Below are 16,786 nucleotides of genomic sequence, written 5' to 3'. Positions count from 1 at the left end.
TGGCGGTCGACGGCGTCCCCCGCAAGAACATCGAGGGCAAGCTCCGCTGAGGACGCCGTCTCGGCCTCAGGAGGAGAAGAGGAAGCGGCCGAAGCCGCCCTTGCGCTGGCGGCGGTCGCCCCAGGACGGTCCGCCGTGATGGCCGCCGCCGTAGTTGCCGTGTCGCTGGGGCGGCCCGGCGTACTGCTGACCGGACCACTGGGCCTCGGCGCGGCCGAGGGCCTCGAGCTCGCCGTGGTCGAGAAAGATGCCGCGGCACGTGTCGCACTGCTCGACGTGCACGCCGTTGCGCTCGTAGGTACGCATGGAACCGGGGCACTTGGGGCAGTTCATCTGGTCTCCTCACAATCGGTCATTCGGCGGCACGCGGCGAGCAGAGCCCGGTCCACGTCGTCACAGGGGCGGTCGGCGAGCAACGCGCAGGCGGCGCTGTAGACCACGAAGGCACGGGCGACGGGGTCGAGTACGGGCCAAGGGTCGCCGGAGAGGGGAATGGCGGGGCCATGAGCGGCGCGGTAGCCGGCGAGGAAGCGCTGCCAGCCGAACTCGGGCAAGGCGCCGATGGCGTAGCCGGCGGCGATGCGCCCGAGATCCCACAGCGGATCGCCGAGTCCGAGATCGTCCACGTCGATCAGCAGCCACCGGCCCCGGAACCGCACCAGCTGCCCGAGATGCCAGTCGCCGTGCACGAGGTGGTACCCGGGCTCCAACGCCGGCACGGTGTCCCACGCGGCGAGAACCGTTTCGGCGGAAGGGTTTTCGCGCACACGGGCGATCGCGCCGGATAATCGGGCCGGCGTGCCGGCGGCGGGAATGGGACCGAGCCGTGACGGGTCGACGCGGTGCAGCCGGGCCAGCAAACCGCCGGCCTCGGCCCACGGCGCGGCGGCCGCGTCATCGGCGACGGGAACGCCGAGCGGCCACACGCTTACCCACCGCTGGCCGACCGGGATAGGCGTGGAGTCCTTGGGCGGCAACAGAATTCCGCCCAAGGCCGGATGCGCGGCCAGGCGCATCCGGTCGGCCAGCGCCCGGCCGTCGGCCCCGTCGTGATGGGCCTTGACCACCTCGTCGACGATACTGACGACAACCCCGGATCCCATCCGCTCCACCTCCGTTCACCAACACTGGGTAAACGGTCCGTAATGGAGGGAAGGTTCCCTGGCAACCTGTCAATGACCTGAGAAAGTGGCCTTGCCGGGACCGTCGGTCAGGAAGGAGCGCACCGCCGAACGCAGGTCGTCGGTGTCGAACAGCTCGGCGGCAATGGTCGTGACGTGCGCGTTCGCCTCGGCCACGCCGCCGTGCTCGAAGTGCCGCAGCACCTGCTTGGTCGCGGCGTGGGCCCGGGTCGGCCCCGCGGCCAGCCGCCGCGCATAGGCGAGAACGGCGTCGTCGAAGCCCTCGTCCGGCAGCACCTGGTTGACGACGTTCCAGCGCTCCAGGGTCGCGGCGTCGTAGCGGTCGCCGGTCATCACGAACTCCTTGGCCCGCCCGACACCGGCCCGCGCGGCCAGCCGCTGGGTGCCGCCCATCGTCGGCGTCAGGCCGATCACGTTCTCCACCAACCCGAACTTGGCGCGCTCGGCCGCCAGCAGCACATCGCAGGCCACCGCGATCTCGAACGCCCAGGTCAGGCACAGGGCGTGCGCGGCGAACACGGTCGGGCAGGGCAGCGCCGCGATCCGGTCCGGGATGGTCAGCATCTCGTCGAACAGCTCCCTGGCCGCGGTGGCCGACGGCTGGGCGTCGAAAAGGGCAACGTCGACGCCACCGCTGACCACCCGCCCGACCGCCCTGATCAGCAGCGCCCGCGGCCGCATGGCCTCGATCTGCCCGACGGAGTCGACGAGTTCGGCCTGCATGGCGGCCGTGTAGAGGTTCAGCGGCGGCGCATCGACGGTCAGCACGGCCAGGCCGGCGTCCTCGCGATCAAGTCGCAGCAGCTCCACGGTGCACCCCGTTCTCACGTGATCTTTGCGTTCCCACCCTCTCACGCTCATGATTGCGAGGTGTCGGAGATAGCGTCGTGGAACGGCGAGCACCCGCAGGTGAAGTTACTCGACCCCGTGCTGTTCGAGCAGCTCGGCGCGGGCCGTGGGCAGTACACGGAGCTGCTGTTGGCCGAGTGGGGCCGGCCGGAGCAGGTGATCGAGCGCGGCGAGGTGCCGCACGGGCTGCTGCACTACATCCAGTTCGAGGAGCGGCCGGACCGCCCGGCCTGGACAACACACCTGATCTTCGCCGGCGCGACCGAGCCGCAGGTGCGCGAGTACCTGGTGACGATCGGCCTCGGCTCGGTGGAGGTCCACACCGTCTACGGCGCCACCGAGCCCATCTACGACACCCCCGAGGAAGTAGACGAGCTCTGAATCGCCACATGGGCTTCCTATATGGCGTCTGATGCCACATAGGAAGCCCATGTGGCATCAGGTCGTGGTGGGCGTGGGGTCGGTGGTCGAGGTGATCAGCGACGTGGACGGCGCGGACGAGATGGTGGTGTCGTCGGGCGGCGGGCCCTGATGCGGCTGCTGGGTCGCCGTTGACGGCGTCGTGGTGTCGGTGGACGTCGGCGCGGGGTCGGTCGGGGTCGGCGGCGGCGTGTTGTCGTCCGGCGGAGGTCCGATGAGCGGAGCACCGGCGCGTTCCGTGGGGCTCGTAGTTGTCGTCGTGGCAGCCGCCGTGGGCGTCGTCGTGGTCGTGCTGCCAGCGGTTTTGGACGTGGTCGACGTCGAGCTGTGCCCGGTGGTCCTGGCCGGCTTGTACGCCGCCGCACGGGTTCCGGACGCCGGCGGCTGCGCGACGGACGGCGTGGTGTCCGGCGTCGCGGCCTGAGCCGGGGCGCCGACGTCGGCGGTCTGCGCGCTGTAGACCATCGCGCTGGTGGCCATGGCGGCCAACGCCAACCCGGCCGCGCCGGCGAACACCCGGGGCCGGAAGATCCGCTGCGGCCGGGACGGCGTGGCCAGATGCAACGGCAACTCGGGCTCGGTCGGCCGCACCGGCGGTGCGGTCATCGCCACGATCGCCGGCACGGGCTCGACCACGGTGTCCAACGACGCCGACAGCACGGCCCCGATCGCCACCGTGGCCTTGGGATCGGCGTCCACGGCCACGGGACGCCCCAGCCCGGCCGACAACAGCTCCGTGACCAGCGGAATCCGTGACGAACCGCCGACGAGCAGCACGGCCGCCAGGTCGTCCTCGGTCAGCCCGGCCGAGTGGATGGTCCGCCGCATGAGGTCGACGGTCTCCTCCAGCGCGGCCCGGATCATCGCCTCGAACTCGGCCCGGATCAGCCGCGCCTGCCGCTGCCCGGACGGCAGCAGCACCGGGATCACGGCCTCGGTGTCCAGCGACAGGGCCTCCTTGGCCTCGGTGATCTCCCGCCGCAGCCGGGCCACCGCGCTCACCGCCAGCGGATCGTCGGCCGACAGGCCGGACATCAGCTCCGGGAACTGGTTGCGGATCCGCTCGAACAGCAGCTCGTCGAAGTCCACGCCACCGAAGTGGTCGTCGCCGGCGGGCTCGCCGACCAGCTCGAACGAGCCGATCGCGTCCTTGCGCAGCACGGCCATGTCCACGGTGCCGCCGCCGAGGTCGTACACGCCGATCGCCGCGCCCGGGGCCAGCCGCTCGGTCGCGGCGTAGGCGATCGCAGCCGCCGCCGGCTCGCTGAGCAGCAGGGAGTCGCCGAGCCCGTACTCGGCCAGCGCCTCGCCCAGCAGCGCCGTCTTGTGCCCGCCCCAGCCGGCCGGATGGGTAATCGAGACTTGCTCGGGTTCGCCGCCTTCACGCGAGCGTACGAAGTCGACGACGTGACGGGCCAGCCGCGCGGTCAGTTCGTGGGCGGTGTGCCCGCCGTCGCCCAGCAGCATCGGCGTCTGGTCGCCGACCCGTCGCTTGAACTCCCGTGCCACGCCGGCCGGGTCGACCGCGGCCCGTCGCTCGGCGGCGTCGCCGACCAGCACGGACCCGTCACGGCCGATGTGCAGGACCGAGGGCAGACACGTGCTGTGATTACCGAGTGTGACCATTTCCGGCGGTCCGTCGCCTCGCCTGATGGCGGCAGCGGTGAACGTCGTTCCCAGGTCCAAGCCGAGCAGATAGGTCACGCGGGACTCATCGCGACACCGTCGGTGGCCATTAGCAACGAAAACCCCCATTCACCCCCCAATCGCTCCCCGTATCCGATCCCCCAACGCCGGGGATTCAGGACAGGGGCCGGCACCCGATGCACCCACCGGTGATCGCTACCTAGCGTCATGGCATCACGGCGATCAAGGAGGAGATCCCATGGCGACCGGAATCAGCCTGCTGGACTTCATCATGGAGCTGCTGGGCGACCAGACCGCCCGCGACCAGTTCGAGCAGCACCCGCAGCAGACGCTCAACGAGCACGGCTTCAGCCACCTGTGCGCGGCCGACGTGCACGACGCGATGCCGCTGGTCATCGATGCCGCGCAGTCGTTCGACAGAACCTACGACGCCGGTGGCCCGAGCCACGTGGTGACCCCGCCGCCGCCCCCGCCCGCGCACGGCGTCGACGGTGGGGGCGGCATCGAGCACGCGATCGAGCAGATCCGCTACATCACGCAGAACTACTCGTACGCGGTGGACAGCCACAACACCGTGGTCGACAACTCGGTGAACCAGAACGTCTGGGCCCGCGACGTGTTCCAGAGCTTCGACAACCACTCCGTGGTCACCACCGGCGATCACAACGTCGTCGGCAACGGCAACGAGGTGCAGAACGGCGACCTCAGCGCCGATCACGGTGGTGCGGTGGCGGTCGGAGGTAGCGCCACGGGCTCCAACGACGACAACTCCACCGACGTGCACGCCTACGGCAGCGGCAACGTGGCCGTGGCCAGCAACGGCAGCAGCACCAGCCAGACCGACTCGCACAACACGACCGACAACCACAGCACCACCGACTCGCACAACAACACGGCGATCGGGTCCGGCAACGACTCGCACAACGACAGCCACAACACCACGGCCGTCGACTCCGGCAACGACTCGCACGACACCACCGACTCGCACAACGCGGTGGCCTCCAACAACAACACCGCCGTCGACTCCGGGAACGACTCGCACGACGATTCCCACGACGACTCGCACGACACCGTCGCCTCGGACAACACCACGGCGATCGGCTCGGGCAACGACTCGCACGACGACTCGCACGACCGCAGCCTGACCGAGCTGGGGTCGCACAACGACACGGACATCGCGTCCAACAACGACATCGCGTCCAACAACGACGTCGACCACACCATCATCCACATCTGACGGGAGTCCCCAATGCCGCCGACCGCCGCCGAGCTGCTCGACCTCGCGATCCGGGCCACCACGGCCTACCGCAGGGAGGACCTCGGCGAGCGGTTGGCGGTGGCCCGCCGCCGGCTGCTGGACCCGGAGGTGCGGGTGCTGGTGGTCGGGGAGTTCAAGCAGGGCAAGAGTTTGCTGGTGAACTCGTTGGTGGACGCCCCGGTGTGCCCGGTCGACGACGACCTGGCCACGGCGGTGCCCACCCTGGTCCGTCACGCGCCCGAGCCGTCGGTGGTGCTGGTCGGGGACGACGAGCAGCAGCGCCGGTCGGTGCCGATCGACCAGCTGGCCCAGCATGTCTCGGAGGCGGGGAACCCCGGCAACCGCGAGCGTTTGCGCTACGCGGAGGTCGGGGTTCCCCGCACCGTGTTGTCCGGTGGTCTCTGTCTGGTCGACACGCCCGGCGTCGGCGGTCTCGACTCGGCCCACGGCGCCAGCACCATGGCCGTGCTGCCCACCGCCGACGCCGTGATCCTGGTGTCCGACGCGGCCCAGGAGTACACCGGCCCGGAGCTGGACTTCTTGCGGCAGGCCATGAAGATGTGCCCGACCGTCCTTTGTGTACTGACCAAGACCGATCTGTATCCGCAATGGAGACGGATTGCCGAATTGAACCGGGGCCATCTTGCCGCGGCCGATGTCGACGCCGACCTGATTGCCGTCTCCTCCACGTTGCGGCAGCACGCGATCCGGGCCCAAGACGGCCAGCTGAACGAGGAATCCGGCTTTCCGGAGCTGATCTACCGACTGCGTAACGACATTCTCGGCCAGGCGGCGGCGTTGGCCGACCGTTCGGTGGCGCATGACGTGCTGTCGGTGACCACCCAGCTGTCGGCGTCGATGCAGGCCGAGCTGGCCGCGCACCGGGATCCCCACCGTGCCGGCGATCTGATCGCCGAGCTGACCAGCGCCCGTGGCCGCGTGGACGCGTTGAAGGAGCGCTCCGCGCGCTGGCAGCAGACCCTCAACGACGGCGTGGGCGACCTGATCGCCGACATCGAGTACGACCTGCGGGACCGGATGCGGCACCTGGTGCGCGAGGCCGAGGAGGAGCTCGACCGGGTCGATCCGGCCACTGTGGACGAAGAGTTCACGTTGTGGCTGCACCAAGGGGGCTGCCGCCGCGTCGGCCAACTTCGTGTGGACGCACCAGCGGGCCCAGTGGCTGGCCCGGCAGGTCGCCGAGCACTTCGGTGACGCCGGCGAGCAGGCCCTGCCCGACCTGGGTTTCCACGCCCCCAACGCCGCCAGCACGTTCGACATGCCGACGGCCGAGTCCTTCGGCGTCGGCCAGAAGGTGATCACCGGCATGCGCGGCGGCTACGGCGGCACCATCATGATCGGCATGTTGAGCACCGTCGCCGGGCTCTCGCTGCTCAACCCGGTGTCCGTGGCCGCCGGCCTGCTGCTGGGCCGCAAGACCGTGAAGGACGAGCGCAAACGTATGCTGCAACGCCGGCAGGCCGAGGCCAAGTCGGCCGCGCGGCGCTTCATCGACGACCTGATCTTCCAGGTGGGCAAGGAATCCCGCGATCTGCTGCGAGCACTCCAGCGCACCTTGCGGGACCACTTCACCGCCCACGCGCAGGAGCTGTCCCGCTCGGTGCAGGATGCGCTGTCCGCCGCGCAGCAGGCCGTGAAGGCCGATGCCGGCAGTCGCGACGATCGGATCAAGGACGTCACCGCCGAGCTGAGACGGGTCGAGCACCTGGCCGGGCTGGCTCGGGAGCTGACCCGATGAGCCGCCTCGGTGGTCAGGTGCGGACCCTGTTACGGGATGCCGTCGACGTCTTCCGCGAATCGCCCGAGATCGCCGAGTCGCTGCGCGCGCACCTGGACCGGTTGGACGGTCCGCTGCGGGTAGCCATCGCCGGCCAGGTCAAGGCCGGCAAGTCCACGCTGCTCAACGCCGTGGTGGGGGAGCGGCTGGCCCCGACCGACGCCGGGGAGTGCACGCGCATAGTCACCTGGTACCGACAGGGCCATCGGCCTCGGGTGTGCGCGCATGGTGACGGCGTCAGGCAGTTGCGCATCGACCGGGCCGGCGGGGCGCTGCGGATCGACCTGGAGGGGCTCAATCCGGCGCACGTCGAGCGTCTGGTGGTCGACTGGCCGTCGCGGGGTCTCTCCGACACCATCTTGATCGACACTCCCGGCATCGCCTCCCTGTCGACCGACGTTTCCGCACGGGCCAAAGGTTTCCTCGTTCCGGACGACGAGCCCAGCGAGGCCGACGCCGTCGTGTACCTGATGCGGCATCTGCACAGTGCCGACCTGCGGCTGCTGGAGTCGTTCCACGACAACGGAATCGCTCGGGCCAACCCGGTGAACACCATCGCTGTGCTTTCTCGGGCCGACGAGATCGGCGTCGGCCGGGTGGACGCCCTGATGTCCGCCTCGAGGATCGCCCGCCGCTACCGGTCCGATCCGCGTTTGCGACGCCTCTGCCAGGGCGTCGTGCCGGTGGCCGGGCTCCTCGCCGAAACCGCTCGTTCTCTGCACCAGCACGAGTTCGACGCGCTGTCCGGCATCGCCGGCATGCCCCGCTCCGAGGTCGAGCCCGCCCTGCTCTCGGCCGACCGCTTCGCCCACTGTGTCGGCGGCTTCGGTTTGTTGGAACGCTTCGGCCTTTTCGGCGTGCGCCTGTCCCTGGCCTTGATCCGTCAGGGCTTCACCGATCCCGGCCGGTTGGCCGCCGAGCTCACCCGCCGCAGCGGCATCGACGAGCTGCGCTCCGTTTTCGCCGCCCAGTTCACCCAGCGCCGCGACCTCCTCAAGTCCCGATCAGCCCTGTTGGCCGTCGATGCCTTGCTACGCCGTGATTCCCGCCCCGGCGTCGAGGCCCTGCGCGACGAGGTCGAGCGGATCCTCTCCGGCGCCCACGAGTTCACCGAGCTCCGCGTGCTCGGTGCCCTCCGCTCCGGCGTCACCGACCTCAGCGACCTCGCCGTGGACGAGGCCGAGCGGCTACTCGGCGCCGGCGGCGCTCAGTCGTGGTCGCGTTTGGGCCTGGCCCCGGATGTCCACCGCGACCAGCAGCGCGCCGCCGTGCTCGACGCTTTGCAGCGTTGGCAGCGCCAGGCCGAGAACCCCATGGCCCGCAAGGCAACGGTCGACGTGGCCCGGGTCGTCGTCCGCAGCTGCGAGGGCATGGCCGCCGACCTCTCCTGAACCCCCGCGAGTCCCGCCCAGCGGCACACCGAAATCCGGTTTCAGGCACTTTCGAATGTCACATGAGCGTCGTTGTTGCCTCTATGCGGCACATTCGGACCGCATGTGCCACCCGGGGGCGCAGCGCTCGGCTGGGGGCGGGGTCAGCCGGCGATGATGATCCGGAGGCGGGCGAGGAGTTCGCGGCGGGAAGTCGAGCCGAGCCGCTGACGGATGCGGGCGACGTGGTGCTCGACGGTCTTGGCGGAGATGAACAGGCGTTCGCCGATCTGCTTGTACGTCATGCCGCCGACGAGGAGCTCGGCCACCTCCATCTCACGAGGGGAGAGCTGCGGGCCGGGAGACGGAGTGTGCGGCGTGCCGTGCAATGCCCGGGCGCAGGTCAGAAGGGTGGTCATGGCGGCATGGTCACCGGTGCGGATGGCGGCCTGGCCGGCGAGGCGGGCGCCGTCCCAGCCGAGGCCGACGGCCCGGAGCTCACGGGCGGCGGCCACGACGGGCTCGACCTGGACGTCACCGGCCAGGACGCGTAGCCAAGCCCGGGCGCAAGCGGCCAACGCCGCGGCGTAGCGGGAGCTGCGGGCCATGGTGGACAAGGCGTTGGCGTGGCGGGCGGCCGCAGAAGGCGACTCGGAGGCCACGGCGGCCTGGAGGGAGAACCAGTGCAAGGGCACGGACCACAACGCCGGCCGGCCTAATCGCTCCAGCAACTCGTCGGCCTCGGCGAGGCGGGGGCCAGCCACTCGTCCTCGTGTAATCGGGCGGCGGCTACAGCGATCTCGCCGACGGGCTGGAGCACGAAAAGGTCGACGGGGTGGGCGATCACGGCGTCGCGGGCCCGCGGCCACGCGTCCAACAGGCCGGCCAGGTCGGAACGACGGCGGGCGACGCCGATCTGGATCGCGGCGGCGAACAGCTCGTCACGGGGACCGGGGCACTGCGACGGGACGTCGGCGGCGGCAAGATCGCCGCGCTGCAAGGAGATCCACGCCCGCAGCAGGACGTGCCGCATGGCGTCGTCGCTGACGGCGGACTCGGCCATGTCCAGCTGCCCCAGGTGCAGGGCAACGAGGCAGGCCAACGCGGACGGGGTGTCGGGTAACAACACCTTGCCGGCATGGGGTTCCAACACGGCGGCGGCCTGCACGAGCTGTGACAGTGCGGCGACGGCGGAACCGGTGACGGACTCGGCCAACCCATGGGCGACAAGGGATTCGACGGTGGACAGGGAAGTGGGCGTCCGCGTCGAATCGTCGAATGCGGCCAGCTGCGCGGAAGCGGCCGGCAGGTCCCCGACGCCCAGGAGCGCGGCGACGGCAAAGCCGGAACGGACACCGTCCACACTCTCCGCCCACCGGTACAGGGCAACGCTGTCGGCCAGCATGCCACGCTGCGCCAACACGGCGGCGGCAACCTCGGCGCCACGCCGGTCCCCGTCGAGCATGGCCTGGTCGGCCAACAGGGAAGCGGTGTCCAGGTCTCCCTCCAACGCGGCGGCCTCGGCCTGCGCGGAAAGCCCGGTCTCCACGGCGTCGTCGACCACGTGGGTCATCTCGCTCCCGGCAGTTGTCGTACGGACCTACGCATAGTCGTACCGCCGGACCGATTCGTTAGTTCGATTCCAGCAAGGCTTTACCCTTTCGGGTGACGCAGTGCCGCACGGCCTGGCCGTCCCGACGGCTGGCCACGAAGCCCGCGTTGCGCAACAAGGTCACCTGCTGGCTGGCCGACGCCAACGACATGCCGATGATCTCGGCCAGCTCGGAGGTGGACCGGGAATTACGCAGCGCGACCAGAATCCGGGCCCGGGTGCGGCCGATGACCTGGGACAGATGGAACAGCGTGCGCTCCTCGGCGTCACGGTCACGGCGCAGCGGCCGCGCCGGAAACACCAGCATGGGCGGCAGTTCCTCGTCGATCAGCGTGACGGGATCGCCGAGACAGAAGAACGACGGCACCAGCGTCAGCCCCCGCCCACCGAGCCGGATCTCGTGCGAGCGCGGGTAATCCGTCTCCAGCCACGGCCAACGCCAGCGAAAGGACGGCCCGAGCCGGGAGAACATCCCGCCGAGACCGTCGTCGGCCAACTCACGCACGCGGGACTCGCTGTCGGCCCGGACGTGCTCGCCGACCTCGTCCCAGATGGGCGCGATCGCGGTGTCGTGGTAGCGCCGCAACGCACCGACCAGATCGGACACCGACTCGGTGTGACCGGCGGCCAAGCCGTGGCAGAACCGGCCGGCGGAGACGCGGTGTAGTCGAGCGGGACTCATGTCGAGGGCAAGGCGGATGCTCGGCGTAGACCGGATTACGTCCAACGCGCCGTCGATGCCCTCCGTTGTGGGCAAGGGCGTCAGGAAGTCGGGGAAATTGCCCCGCCCGGGCACGAGCCGGCGTAACAGGCCGAAGGCGTGGGCCGCAGCCGGATCGGACAGTCGGGGTCGGACCTCTCGACGCCACACCGTGTGCCGGTCGGGCTCGCCGGTCGGGGAGAGGTGATGGAGGCTCAGCACCAGCTCCCACAACGGATCCGGCTCGGTGAGCACGCGCGTGCGCAGCAGATCCTCGGCGGTGAAGTGCAACCGCAGCGTGCCAACCATGACCGACCCCCTTGACGCCCCACCAGGCCCCCCGACGTTTCAGACCTGTCTGAAAGGTCCTACCAGCCGGGGGCGCGCCATGTCATGGTGACGGTGCACGATCAAGGTTTTTTTGTTTGGGGGGCGCTCATGGACGATGCGTCGCTGCGCCTGCGCGTCGCGTTCGACGAGCGGATCGGCGACTCCCGGGCCGAGCTGGCCGACCTGTTGGCGCGCTGTGGCACGACCGGCGGTCGCACCGGCTACCTGGCGGAGTTGGCCGCGCGGCTGGAAGTGTTCGGCAGTGCGGGCGAGCCGTCGTCGACGCCGATACTGGAGGCCGGCGCGGTCGGGCTGGAGTTCTTCCGCCGGCACGGCCCGGAGCACGCTCGACGACACCGCTGCGAGTTCGACTTCGACACCGAGATCAGCGCCCGCTACGACACGCAGCGCGACATCCCGCTGGCCGAGCTGCGGGCTGACGCGGAGAGCCTGGAGTCGCTCTGCTCGGACATGCTGGACGCGCGGCAGGATCCGTGGCAGCGCGCGGTGTGGCAGCGGGTCGGCGGCTTCGCGGACACGCTCCGTATCGCCTGCGACGCCGTCGAACGCATCGTGTTCGACAAGGCCGACGCGGTGCACCGGCTGGCCGGGGAGGCCGACTACGACGAGTCCGGCTACGAAGCGCGACTGGCGGTGTTCGACGCCGCCTGCCGCCATGCGGACGCCGATGTGGCCGATGTCCTGCGCCGTCTTGGCGACGAGCTGACCGCGACGGGCACGCGTGACCTCGCGGAAAACCGGTACGCAACGTGACGGAGTCGCTACCCTCGTGAGCACGGCGCTGGGGAGCGCCGGTTACGGGGACAACTTGATGGATGCCGAACCGGAGCGGGTCACGTTCGCGACCGTGCTCAAGACCGGCGAGTTCCGCGCGCTCTGGCTGGCCGAGCTGCTGTCGACGCTCGGTGACCAGGTGGCCCGCGTGGCGCTGGCCGTACTCGTCTTCAACACCACCGACTCGGCCGTGCTGACCGGCCTCACCTTCGCCCTGACCTACGTGCCGACGCTGCTCGGCGGCCTGTTCCTGGCCAGCCTCGGCGACCGGTTCCCGCGCCGCGAGGTGATGGTCGCGGCCAACGTCGTGCAGGCCGTGCTGGTCGCGGCCATGGCCCTACCGGGCATGCCGCTGCCGGTGCTGTGCGTGCTGCTGGCGGTGTCGGTGCTGGCCACGGGCCCGTTCAACGCCGCGCAGCTGGCGATCCTGCCGGACCTGCTCAGCGGGCAGCGCTACGTGACCGCGATGTCGCTGCGCAACGTGACGACGTACTCGGCGCAACTGGCCGGCTTCGCCGGCGGCGGCCTGCTGATCGCCGTGCTCAACCCGTACCTGGGCCTGGCCATCGACGCGCTCACGTTCGCCGTCTCGGCTGTCCTGTTGCAGGTCGGGCTGCGCGCCCGGCCGGCCGTGCGATCCGTGGAGCACGACGAGCCGACCAAGATCCTGCACGGCTTCACGGTGATCTGGCGCGACTCGCGCACCCGCGTCCTGCTGGGCATCGGGGCGCTGGCCCTGTTCTACATCGCGCCCGAGGCACTGGGCGCGCCGTACGCCAAGCAGCTGGGCATGGGGCCGGTCGCGGTCGGCCTGCTGATGGCCGCCGACCCGATCGGCGCGGTCGTCGGCTCGCTGCTGTTCGAACGGCTGTCCGAGCTGACCCGACTACGGTCGGTCGGCTGGCTCGGGGTGGCCGCCGGCGTGCCGATAGCGGCCTGCGCGCTGTATCCGGACCTCGTGCTGTCGATGGTCCTGTTCGCGTGCAGCGGGGCCGCGGCGACGATTTACACCATTCAAGCGATGACCACCGCATCCCGATTGCTACCTAATTCGGTACGGGCCCAGGGAATGGGATTCGCGTCCGCGGTCATCCAGTCGGTGCAAGGGGTAGGCGCACTTGTCGCGGGCGCATTCGCTCAGGTGTTCACGCCGGCCGGCGGAATGGCGGTCGTCGGCTGTGTCGGTGTGGTGCTGGCCGCCGGACTGGCGCTGGCATGGCGGCGGGTCGCGAATCCCGCGCAACTGGCCGTGCAGCTGACCAGCTGAACGGTGAACACGGCCGGCGACGGATGGCGGGCCGCCGCCGACCCCGTTGGACGGATCACCTTGATCTGATCAGGTTGTCCTACCACGCATAGTGTCAACCTCCGTTGCGCTAGCCGGGTGGTCCTGATCCGATTCCAGAACACACTCCGCAGCTTCCCGCATACTCCATGGAAACCGTGGGGGGAGAGCCATGGCGAGCATACGACAAGATGACCTTGGGGTGGCAAGAATCGCGAAATGGCCGTTGTGGGGGCGGCCGGTGCTCTCGATCTGGTATGTGCTCGCGGTCGATCTCGCCGCATTGGCGGTGATCGCGGCGGCGTTCTACGAACGTGTCGATCTGCCGGTGGTGACCGCGGCGGCCCTGGCCGCCGCGGCTTTTGTGCAGGGGGAGGCGTCCCGGCGCATAGAGCGGCTACGCCGGGTGATGAGCGGCTCCGTGCACATCAACATGGTGTCGGTGTGGGTGTTCGCGGCCGTGCTGACGCTGCCCATGTCGTGGGTGGCCGTGCTGACCGCCCTGGTCTCGGCGCACGTCGTCGTGCGCAGCTACCGGGTCCAGCGCAGCTATCCGCACCGGCAGGTGATGAATGCCGCCGCGATGATCCTGGCGGCTTGGGCCGCCCGGCTGGTGCTGGACGCGGGGGGCGTGCCGGTGCTGACCCGTGCGACCGACCTGGACGCTGTGTCCATCGGCGTCGTGCTGGCCGCGGCCGTCGCGTTCTTCGCCGTTGACGGCGTGCTCATCGCGGTCAGCCTGCGGATCGACAGCGGCACACGGTCGCTGCCGGACCTGGTCGGCTCGGTCGACGACAACGCGCTGGAGCTGGCCACCATCTGCATCGGCGCGGTGATCGGCCTTGTGCTCGTGTACCAGCCGTTCGCGCTGCTGTTCCTGTTCGTGCCGCTGTTCGTGCTGCACCGCAGCGTGCTGGTCAAGCACCTGGAGGAGTTGGCGACCAAGGACCAGAAGACCGGCCTGCTCAACGCCACCACCTGGCAGGACGTGGCCAGCAAGGAGCTGACCCGTGGCTCGCCGTTCGGCGTGCTGATGGTCGACCTGGACCACTTCAAGCGGGTCAACGACACCTACGGGCACCTCGCCGGGGACGAGGTGCTCAAGGCCGTCGCCGGCACCGTGCGGCGGTCGGTGCGGGACTACGACACGGTCGGCCGGTTCGGCGGCGAGGAATTCGTGGTGCTGCTGCCCGGCCTGCGCAACCGGGACGTGCTGGCCATCGCCGAACGGATCCGACGGGCCATCAGCCAGCTGCGGGTGCCGCTACCCGACAGCGACACGGTGCTGTCGACGTTGTCGGCGTCGATCGGCGCGGCCGTCTATCCCGAGGCGGCTTTGGGCGTGGACGAGCTGGTGCACGCCGCCGACACCGCCCTCTACCGGGCCAAGCGGGCCGGGCGGAACCGGGTGGTGAGCAGCCTGGCCGTGATCGACACCCGAACGGGGTAGCGTCGCCGCGCGTCGCCGGTTCGCGGCCACCACAATGGGGAACACTCCGGCGAGGAGGTGGACCCATGACCGAGCCGTCCCACAGCGCCAAGTCGACCGGTGGCGCCGCCGAACGTGACAAGCCGGCGGTGCCGCCGATGCGGGACGCCGAGACGGGGATCGATGCCGGGGCGATGCCCGGCGCGCCCGAGGCGCCGGCCGTCCCGGCGGTGCCGGGCGGGGCCGTGCCCGGTGGCGGCGCGGTCGTCGAGCCCGAGCAGCCCAGCGCCGCGCCCGTGCGCATCAAGCACACCCGGATCAGCGGCCTGTGGACCGGCATCATCGTCGCCGCCGTGGTCCTCTTGCTGCTGCTCGTCTTCATCGTGCAGAACAACAGCTACGTGACGATCTACTTCTTCGGCTGGGGCGGCGAGTTCCCGCTCGGCGTCGCCCTGCTGCTGGCGGCGATCTGCGGCGTGCTGCTGGTCGCGATCCCGGGCTACGGCCGGATCATCCAGCTGCGGCGGTCGTTCCGTAAGGCCAACACCCGCAAGTAGTCAGCGCAGGCGCAGCGGCGGGCCGACGAAGTCGAGCCCGCCGACTTCTGCCGCCGCGGCCAGCGCGTCCATGTCGTACGGGCCGTCGGCGCGGCGGTCGTACTCGAGGAAGAAGCCCTCGAGCCCGGCCGGCGCGGTGATCACCAGCAGCCGTCCCGGCGTGTCGCCGATGTTCTGGAAGGTGTGCGGGGTGCCGCGCGGGCCGAAGGCGAGGCCGCCGGTGGACTGGTGCACCAGCTCTTGGCCCAGCAGGAAACGGAAGTCGCCGTCGAGCACGTACCAGAGCTCGTGGTCGCGGGTGTGCACGTGCTCGCCCGGGCCTTCGCCCGGCTCGAAGACGAGCTCGAAGGCCGACAGGCTCCCTGCGGTGTCGGCGGCGCCCAGTTTGACCAGGCCGTAACCCCTGGCCGGCAGGATGATCGGTGTTCCCTCGGCGGCGCCGACCGTGGTCGCGGTCATGACTCGACGTGGTCGCCGTGGCGGTGGACCGTCTGCCACACGCCGTCCTCGCGCCGGTAGACGTGGGTGACGCGCAGCGTGTACGTGACGGTCCTGCCGTTGATCACGGCGGTCTTGTGCTCGAAGCCGACCGTGTAGGCGAGATCGCCGCTCGCCCCGGCGGCGACCAGCTCGAACTCGTAGGCGTCCAGGCCGGAGAAGCTGGCCGCCACCTCCTTGAACAGGCCGCTGACCTCGTCCCAGCCCCGTCGCACCGGCGCCTTCGACGCGCCGAACACCGTCACCGGATCGGCATGCGACCAGGTCTGGCCGCGGGGTTCGGCGTCGCCACGGCACAGCGCCTGCTCGGCGGCGAGCTGCCGCGGCAGCATCTCGGCGAGGAACTCTTCGGTTACCATGGCAACCTCCGATACAGTCGAGCTATATCCAATACGGTGAGGGTGTATCCAACCTTGGGCGATGTCAAGAGGCGCTACGACGCCAGCCGCCGCCGCGAGCAGGCCGCGGAGAACCGCGCGCGGATCCTCGCCGCCGCGCGGGAATCGTTCGAGGTCAGGGGCTACGGCGGCACCACGATCGCCGAGATCGCGCGGACGGCCGGGGTCGCCGCGGAGACCGTCTACGCGACCTTCCGGAACAAGCCGACCCTGCTGTACCGGGCCTGGGACATCGCCGTCGGCGGCGACGAGCAGGACGTCCACCTGCTCGAACGGCCCGAGCTGCAAGCCGTGTTCGCCGAACCCGACCTGCCGACGCGGCTACGCCTGTTCGCCGCGGTCAACACCGTGGTCATGCGGCGGACCGCCGGGCTGCGCCTCGCCGTTGAAACCGCCGCCGAGTCCGAGCCGGCCGTCGCCGTGTTCCTCGAGGGGATCGACGCCGCCCGATTCGCGGCCATGGGCGTGCATGCCTTGCGGGCCAAGGAGACCGGGCAGTTGGCGGTGTCGGAGGAGGAGTGCCGTGACGTGCTGTTCGCCATGACCGACGGCACCCTGTGGCGCACCCTCGTCGTACGCCAGGGCTGGTCCGACGACCGCTACGCCACCTGGCTAGGCACCCTCTGGGCCACCACCCTCGCCGCCCCCTGAGATTATTCGGCACATGCGGTCCGTACTTGCCTCCTGGAGGCAAGTAC

General features: G+C 70.2%; 19 protein-coding genes. 10 read left to right on the top strand and 9 right to left on the bottom strand.

The genetic code is table 11. From position 1 onward, the window contains the following. Positions 1–66: 66 nt before the first annotated feature. The 3 genes from M3Q35_RS17925 to M3Q35_RS17915 all read right to left on the bottom strand — a co-directional run bounded on the left by M3Q35_RS17925 (position 67) and on the right by M3Q35_RS17915 (position 1,943). A complete protein-coding gene (locus M3Q35_RS17925; RefSeq protein ID WP_273943000.1) occupies positions 67–333 on the bottom strand; it encodes a TFIIB-type zinc ribbon-containing protein in 267 nt (88 codons plus the stop codon). Further along, positions 330–1,103: a phosphotransferase family protein gene (locus M3Q35_RS17920; RefSeq protein WP_273942999.1), complete on the bottom strand. Its 774-nt coding sequence runs from the start codon at positions 1,101–1,103 to the stop codon at positions 330–332. Before M3Q35_RS17920 ends, M3Q35_RS17925 begins: the two co-directional genes overlap by 4 nt. Positions 1,104–1,172: 69 nt before the next feature. Beyond that, positions 1,173–1,943, bottom strand: a complete 771-nt coding sequence (locus M3Q35_RS17915) for an enoyl-CoA hydratase/isomerase family protein (protein WP_273944382.1) — start codon at positions 1,941–1,943, stop codon at positions 1,173–1,175. Positions 1,944–2,012: 69 nt separating this feature from the next. Between M3Q35_RS17915 and M3Q35_RS17910 the strand changes: the two genes are divergently transcribed. After that, positions 2,013–2,372 (top strand): hypothetical protein, encoded by a 360-nt coding sequence (locus M3Q35_RS17910; RefSeq protein ID WP_273942998.1) that lies wholly within the window; start codon positions 2,013–2,015, stop codon positions 2,370–2,372. 57 nt (positions 2,373–2,429) lie between these two features. On the opposite strand, the gene M3Q35_RS17905 is transcribed toward M3Q35_RS17910, so the two are convergent. Next, positions 2,430–4,115 carry an Hsp70 family protein gene (locus M3Q35_RS17905; RefSeq protein ID WP_273942997.1) on the bottom strand — a complete coding sequence of 562 codons (1,686 nt, stop codon included), beginning with the start codon at positions 4,113–4,115 and terminating at the stop codon, positions 2,430–2,432. Between the two features lie 181 nt (positions 4,116–4,296). Here M3Q35_RS17905 and M3Q35_RS17900 point away from each other — a divergent pair, with 181 nt between their 5' ends. Genes M3Q35_RS17900 through M3Q35_RS17885 form a run of 4 tightly spaced genes read left to right on the top strand, consistent with a single transcriptional unit; the run spans position 4,297 to position 8,505 of the window. Continuing rightward, on the top strand, positions 4,297–5,295 hold the full coding sequence (locus M3Q35_RS17900) for an IniB N-terminal domain-containing protein (protein ID WP_273942996.1): 999 nt from the start codon (positions 4,297–4,299) through the stop codon (positions 5,293–5,295). Positions 5,296–5,307: 12 nt separating this feature from the next. Then, complete coding sequence (locus tag M3Q35_RS17895) at positions 5,308–6,531, top strand: dynamin family protein (RefSeq protein WP_273942995.1); 1,224 nt, start codon at positions 5,308–5,310, stop codon at positions 6,529–6,531. Beyond that, positions 6,473–7,075, top strand: coding sequence for a hypothetical protein (locus M3Q35_RS17890; protein WP_273942994.1), 603 nt, complete (start codon positions 6,473–6,475; stop codon positions 7,073–7,075). Before M3Q35_RS17895 ends, M3Q35_RS17890 begins: the two co-directional genes overlap by 59 nt. Next, the gene (locus M3Q35_RS17885; protein WP_273942992.1) at positions 7,072–8,505 is read left to right on the top strand and encodes a dynamin family protein; all 1,434 of its coding nucleotides are present in this window, start codon (positions 7,072–7,074) and stop codon (positions 8,503–8,505) included. The genes M3Q35_RS17890 and M3Q35_RS17885 overlap by 4 nt, the downstream gene beginning before the upstream one ends. A 143-nt stretch (positions 8,506–8,648) precedes the next feature. Here M3Q35_RS17885 and M3Q35_RS17880 read toward each other — a convergent pair whose 3' ends face one another. The 3 genes from M3Q35_RS17880 to M3Q35_RS17870 are packed head-to-tail and all read right to left on the bottom strand — an operon-like array spanning position 8,649 to position 11,105. Further along, entirely contained in the window at positions 8,649–9,248 is a 600-nt protein-coding gene (locus M3Q35_RS17880) for a helix-turn-helix transcriptional regulator (protein WP_273942991.1), read from the bottom strand. Continuing rightward, the gene (locus tag M3Q35_RS17875) at positions 9,200–10,057 is read right to left on the bottom strand and encodes a hypothetical protein (RefSeq protein ID WP_273942990.1); all 858 of its coding nucleotides are present in this window, start codon (positions 10,055–10,057) and stop codon (positions 9,200–9,202) included. The genes M3Q35_RS17880 and M3Q35_RS17875 overlap by 49 nt, the downstream gene beginning before the upstream one ends. Positions 10,058–10,115: 58 nt before the next feature. After that, the gene (locus M3Q35_RS17870) at positions 10,116–11,105 is read right to left on the bottom strand and encodes an ArsR/SmtB family transcription factor (RefSeq protein WP_273942989.1); all 990 of its coding nucleotides are present in this window, start codon (positions 11,103–11,105) and stop codon (positions 10,116–10,118) included. A gap of 129 nt (positions 11,106–11,234) precedes the next feature. Here M3Q35_RS17870 and M3Q35_RS17865 point away from each other — a divergent pair, with 129 nt between their 5' ends. The 4 genes from M3Q35_RS17865 to M3Q35_RS17850 all read left to right on the top strand — a co-directional run bounded on the left by M3Q35_RS17865 (position 11,235) and on the right by M3Q35_RS17850 (position 15,192). Next, positions 11,235–11,900, top strand: a complete 666-nt coding sequence (locus M3Q35_RS17865) for a hypothetical protein (RefSeq protein ID WP_273942988.1) — start codon at positions 11,235–11,237, stop codon at positions 11,898–11,900. Positions 11,901–11,916: 16 nt separating this feature from the next. Continuing rightward, positions 11,917–13,188 (top strand): MFS transporter, encoded by a 1,272-nt coding sequence (locus M3Q35_RS17860; RefSeq protein WP_273942987.1) that lies wholly within the window; start codon positions 11,917–11,919, stop codon positions 13,186–13,188. Between the two features lie 220 nt (positions 13,189–13,408). Then, on the top strand, positions 13,409–14,656 hold the full coding sequence (locus M3Q35_RS17855; RefSeq protein WP_273942986.1) for a GGDEF domain-containing protein: 1,248 nt from the start codon (positions 13,409–13,411) through the stop codon (positions 14,654–14,656). 65 nt (positions 14,657–14,721) lie between these two features. Further along, complete coding sequence (locus tag M3Q35_RS17850; protein WP_273942985.1) at positions 14,722–15,192, top strand: LapA family protein; 471 nt, start codon at positions 14,722–14,724, stop codon at positions 15,190–15,192. Here the strand turns inward: M3Q35_RS17850 and M3Q35_RS17845 are convergent, their stop codons facing one another. Then, complete coding sequence (locus tag M3Q35_RS17845) at positions 15,193–15,651, bottom strand: cupin domain-containing protein (RefSeq protein ID WP_273942983.1); 459 nt, start codon at positions 15,649–15,651, stop codon at positions 15,193–15,195. It lies immediately after the preceding gene. Beyond that, a complete protein-coding gene (locus M3Q35_RS17840) occupies positions 15,648–16,049 on the bottom strand; it encodes a YybH family protein (RefSeq protein WP_273942981.1) in 402 nt (133 codons plus the stop codon). The genes M3Q35_RS17845 and M3Q35_RS17840 overlap by 4 nt, the downstream gene beginning before the upstream one ends. A 54-nt stretch (positions 16,050–16,103) precedes the next feature. Between M3Q35_RS17840 and M3Q35_RS17835 the strand changes: the two genes are divergently transcribed. Next, positions 16,104–16,739, top strand: a complete 636-nt coding sequence (locus M3Q35_RS17835; protein WP_273942980.1) for a TetR/AcrR family transcriptional regulator — start codon at positions 16,104–16,106, stop codon at positions 16,737–16,739. Positions 16,740–16,786 lie beyond the last annotated feature (47 nt).

This window comes from Kutzneria chonburiensis, assembly GCF_028622115.1.
Classification (GTDB): Bacteria; Actinomycetota; Actinomycetes; order Mycobacteriales; family Pseudonocardiaceae; genus Kutzneria; species Kutzneria chonburiensis.
Note: the sequence above shows the minus strand (reverse complement) of the source record. Positions and strands in the feature narration are given on the sequence as shown.

Bases quoted from the DNA above. Each gene is read 5' to 3' on its own strand.
- M3Q35_RS17925 (WP_273943000.1), bottom strand. From the start codon at position 333: ATGAACTGCCCCAAGTGCCCCGGTTCCATGCGTACCTACGAGCGCAAC.
- M3Q35_RS17920 (WP_273942999.1), bottom strand. From the start codon at position 1,103: ATGGGATCCGGGGTTGTCGTCAGTATCGTCGACGAGGTGGTCAAGGCC.
- M3Q35_RS17900 (WP_273942996.1), top strand. From the start codon at position 4,297: ATGGCGACCGGAATCAGCCTGCTGGACTTCATCATGGAGCTGCTGGGC.
- M3Q35_RS17895 (WP_273942995.1), top strand. From the start codon at position 5,308: ATGCCGCCGACCGCCGCCGAGCTGCTCGACCTCGCGATCCGGGCCACC.
- M3Q35_RS17885 (WP_273942992.1), top strand. From the start codon at position 7,072: ATGAGCCGCCTCGGTGGTCAGGTGCGGACCCTGTTACGGGATGCCGTC.
- M3Q35_RS17875 (WP_273942990.1), bottom strand. From the start codon at position 10,057: ATGACCCACGTGGTCGACGACGCCGTGGAGACCGGGCTTTCCGCGCAG.
- M3Q35_RS17870 (WP_273942989.1), bottom strand. From the start codon at position 11,105: ATGGTTGGCACGCTGCGGTTGCACTTCACCGCCGAGGATCTGCTGCGC.
- M3Q35_RS17865 (WP_273942988.1), top strand. From the start codon at position 11,235: ATGGACGATGCGTCGCTGCGCCTGCGCGTCGCGTTCGACGAGCGGATC.
- M3Q35_RS17850 (WP_273942985.1), top strand. From the start codon at position 14,722: ATGACCGAGCCGTCCCACAGCGCCAAGTCGACCGGTGGCGCCGCCGAA.
- M3Q35_RS17845 (WP_273942983.1), bottom strand. From the start codon at position 15,651: ATGACCGCGACCACGGTCGGCGCCGCCGAGGGAACACCGATCATCCTG.
- M3Q35_RS17840 (WP_273942981.1), bottom strand. From the start codon at position 16,049: ATGGTAACCGAAGAGTTCCTCGCCGAGATGCTGCCGCGGCAGCTCGCC.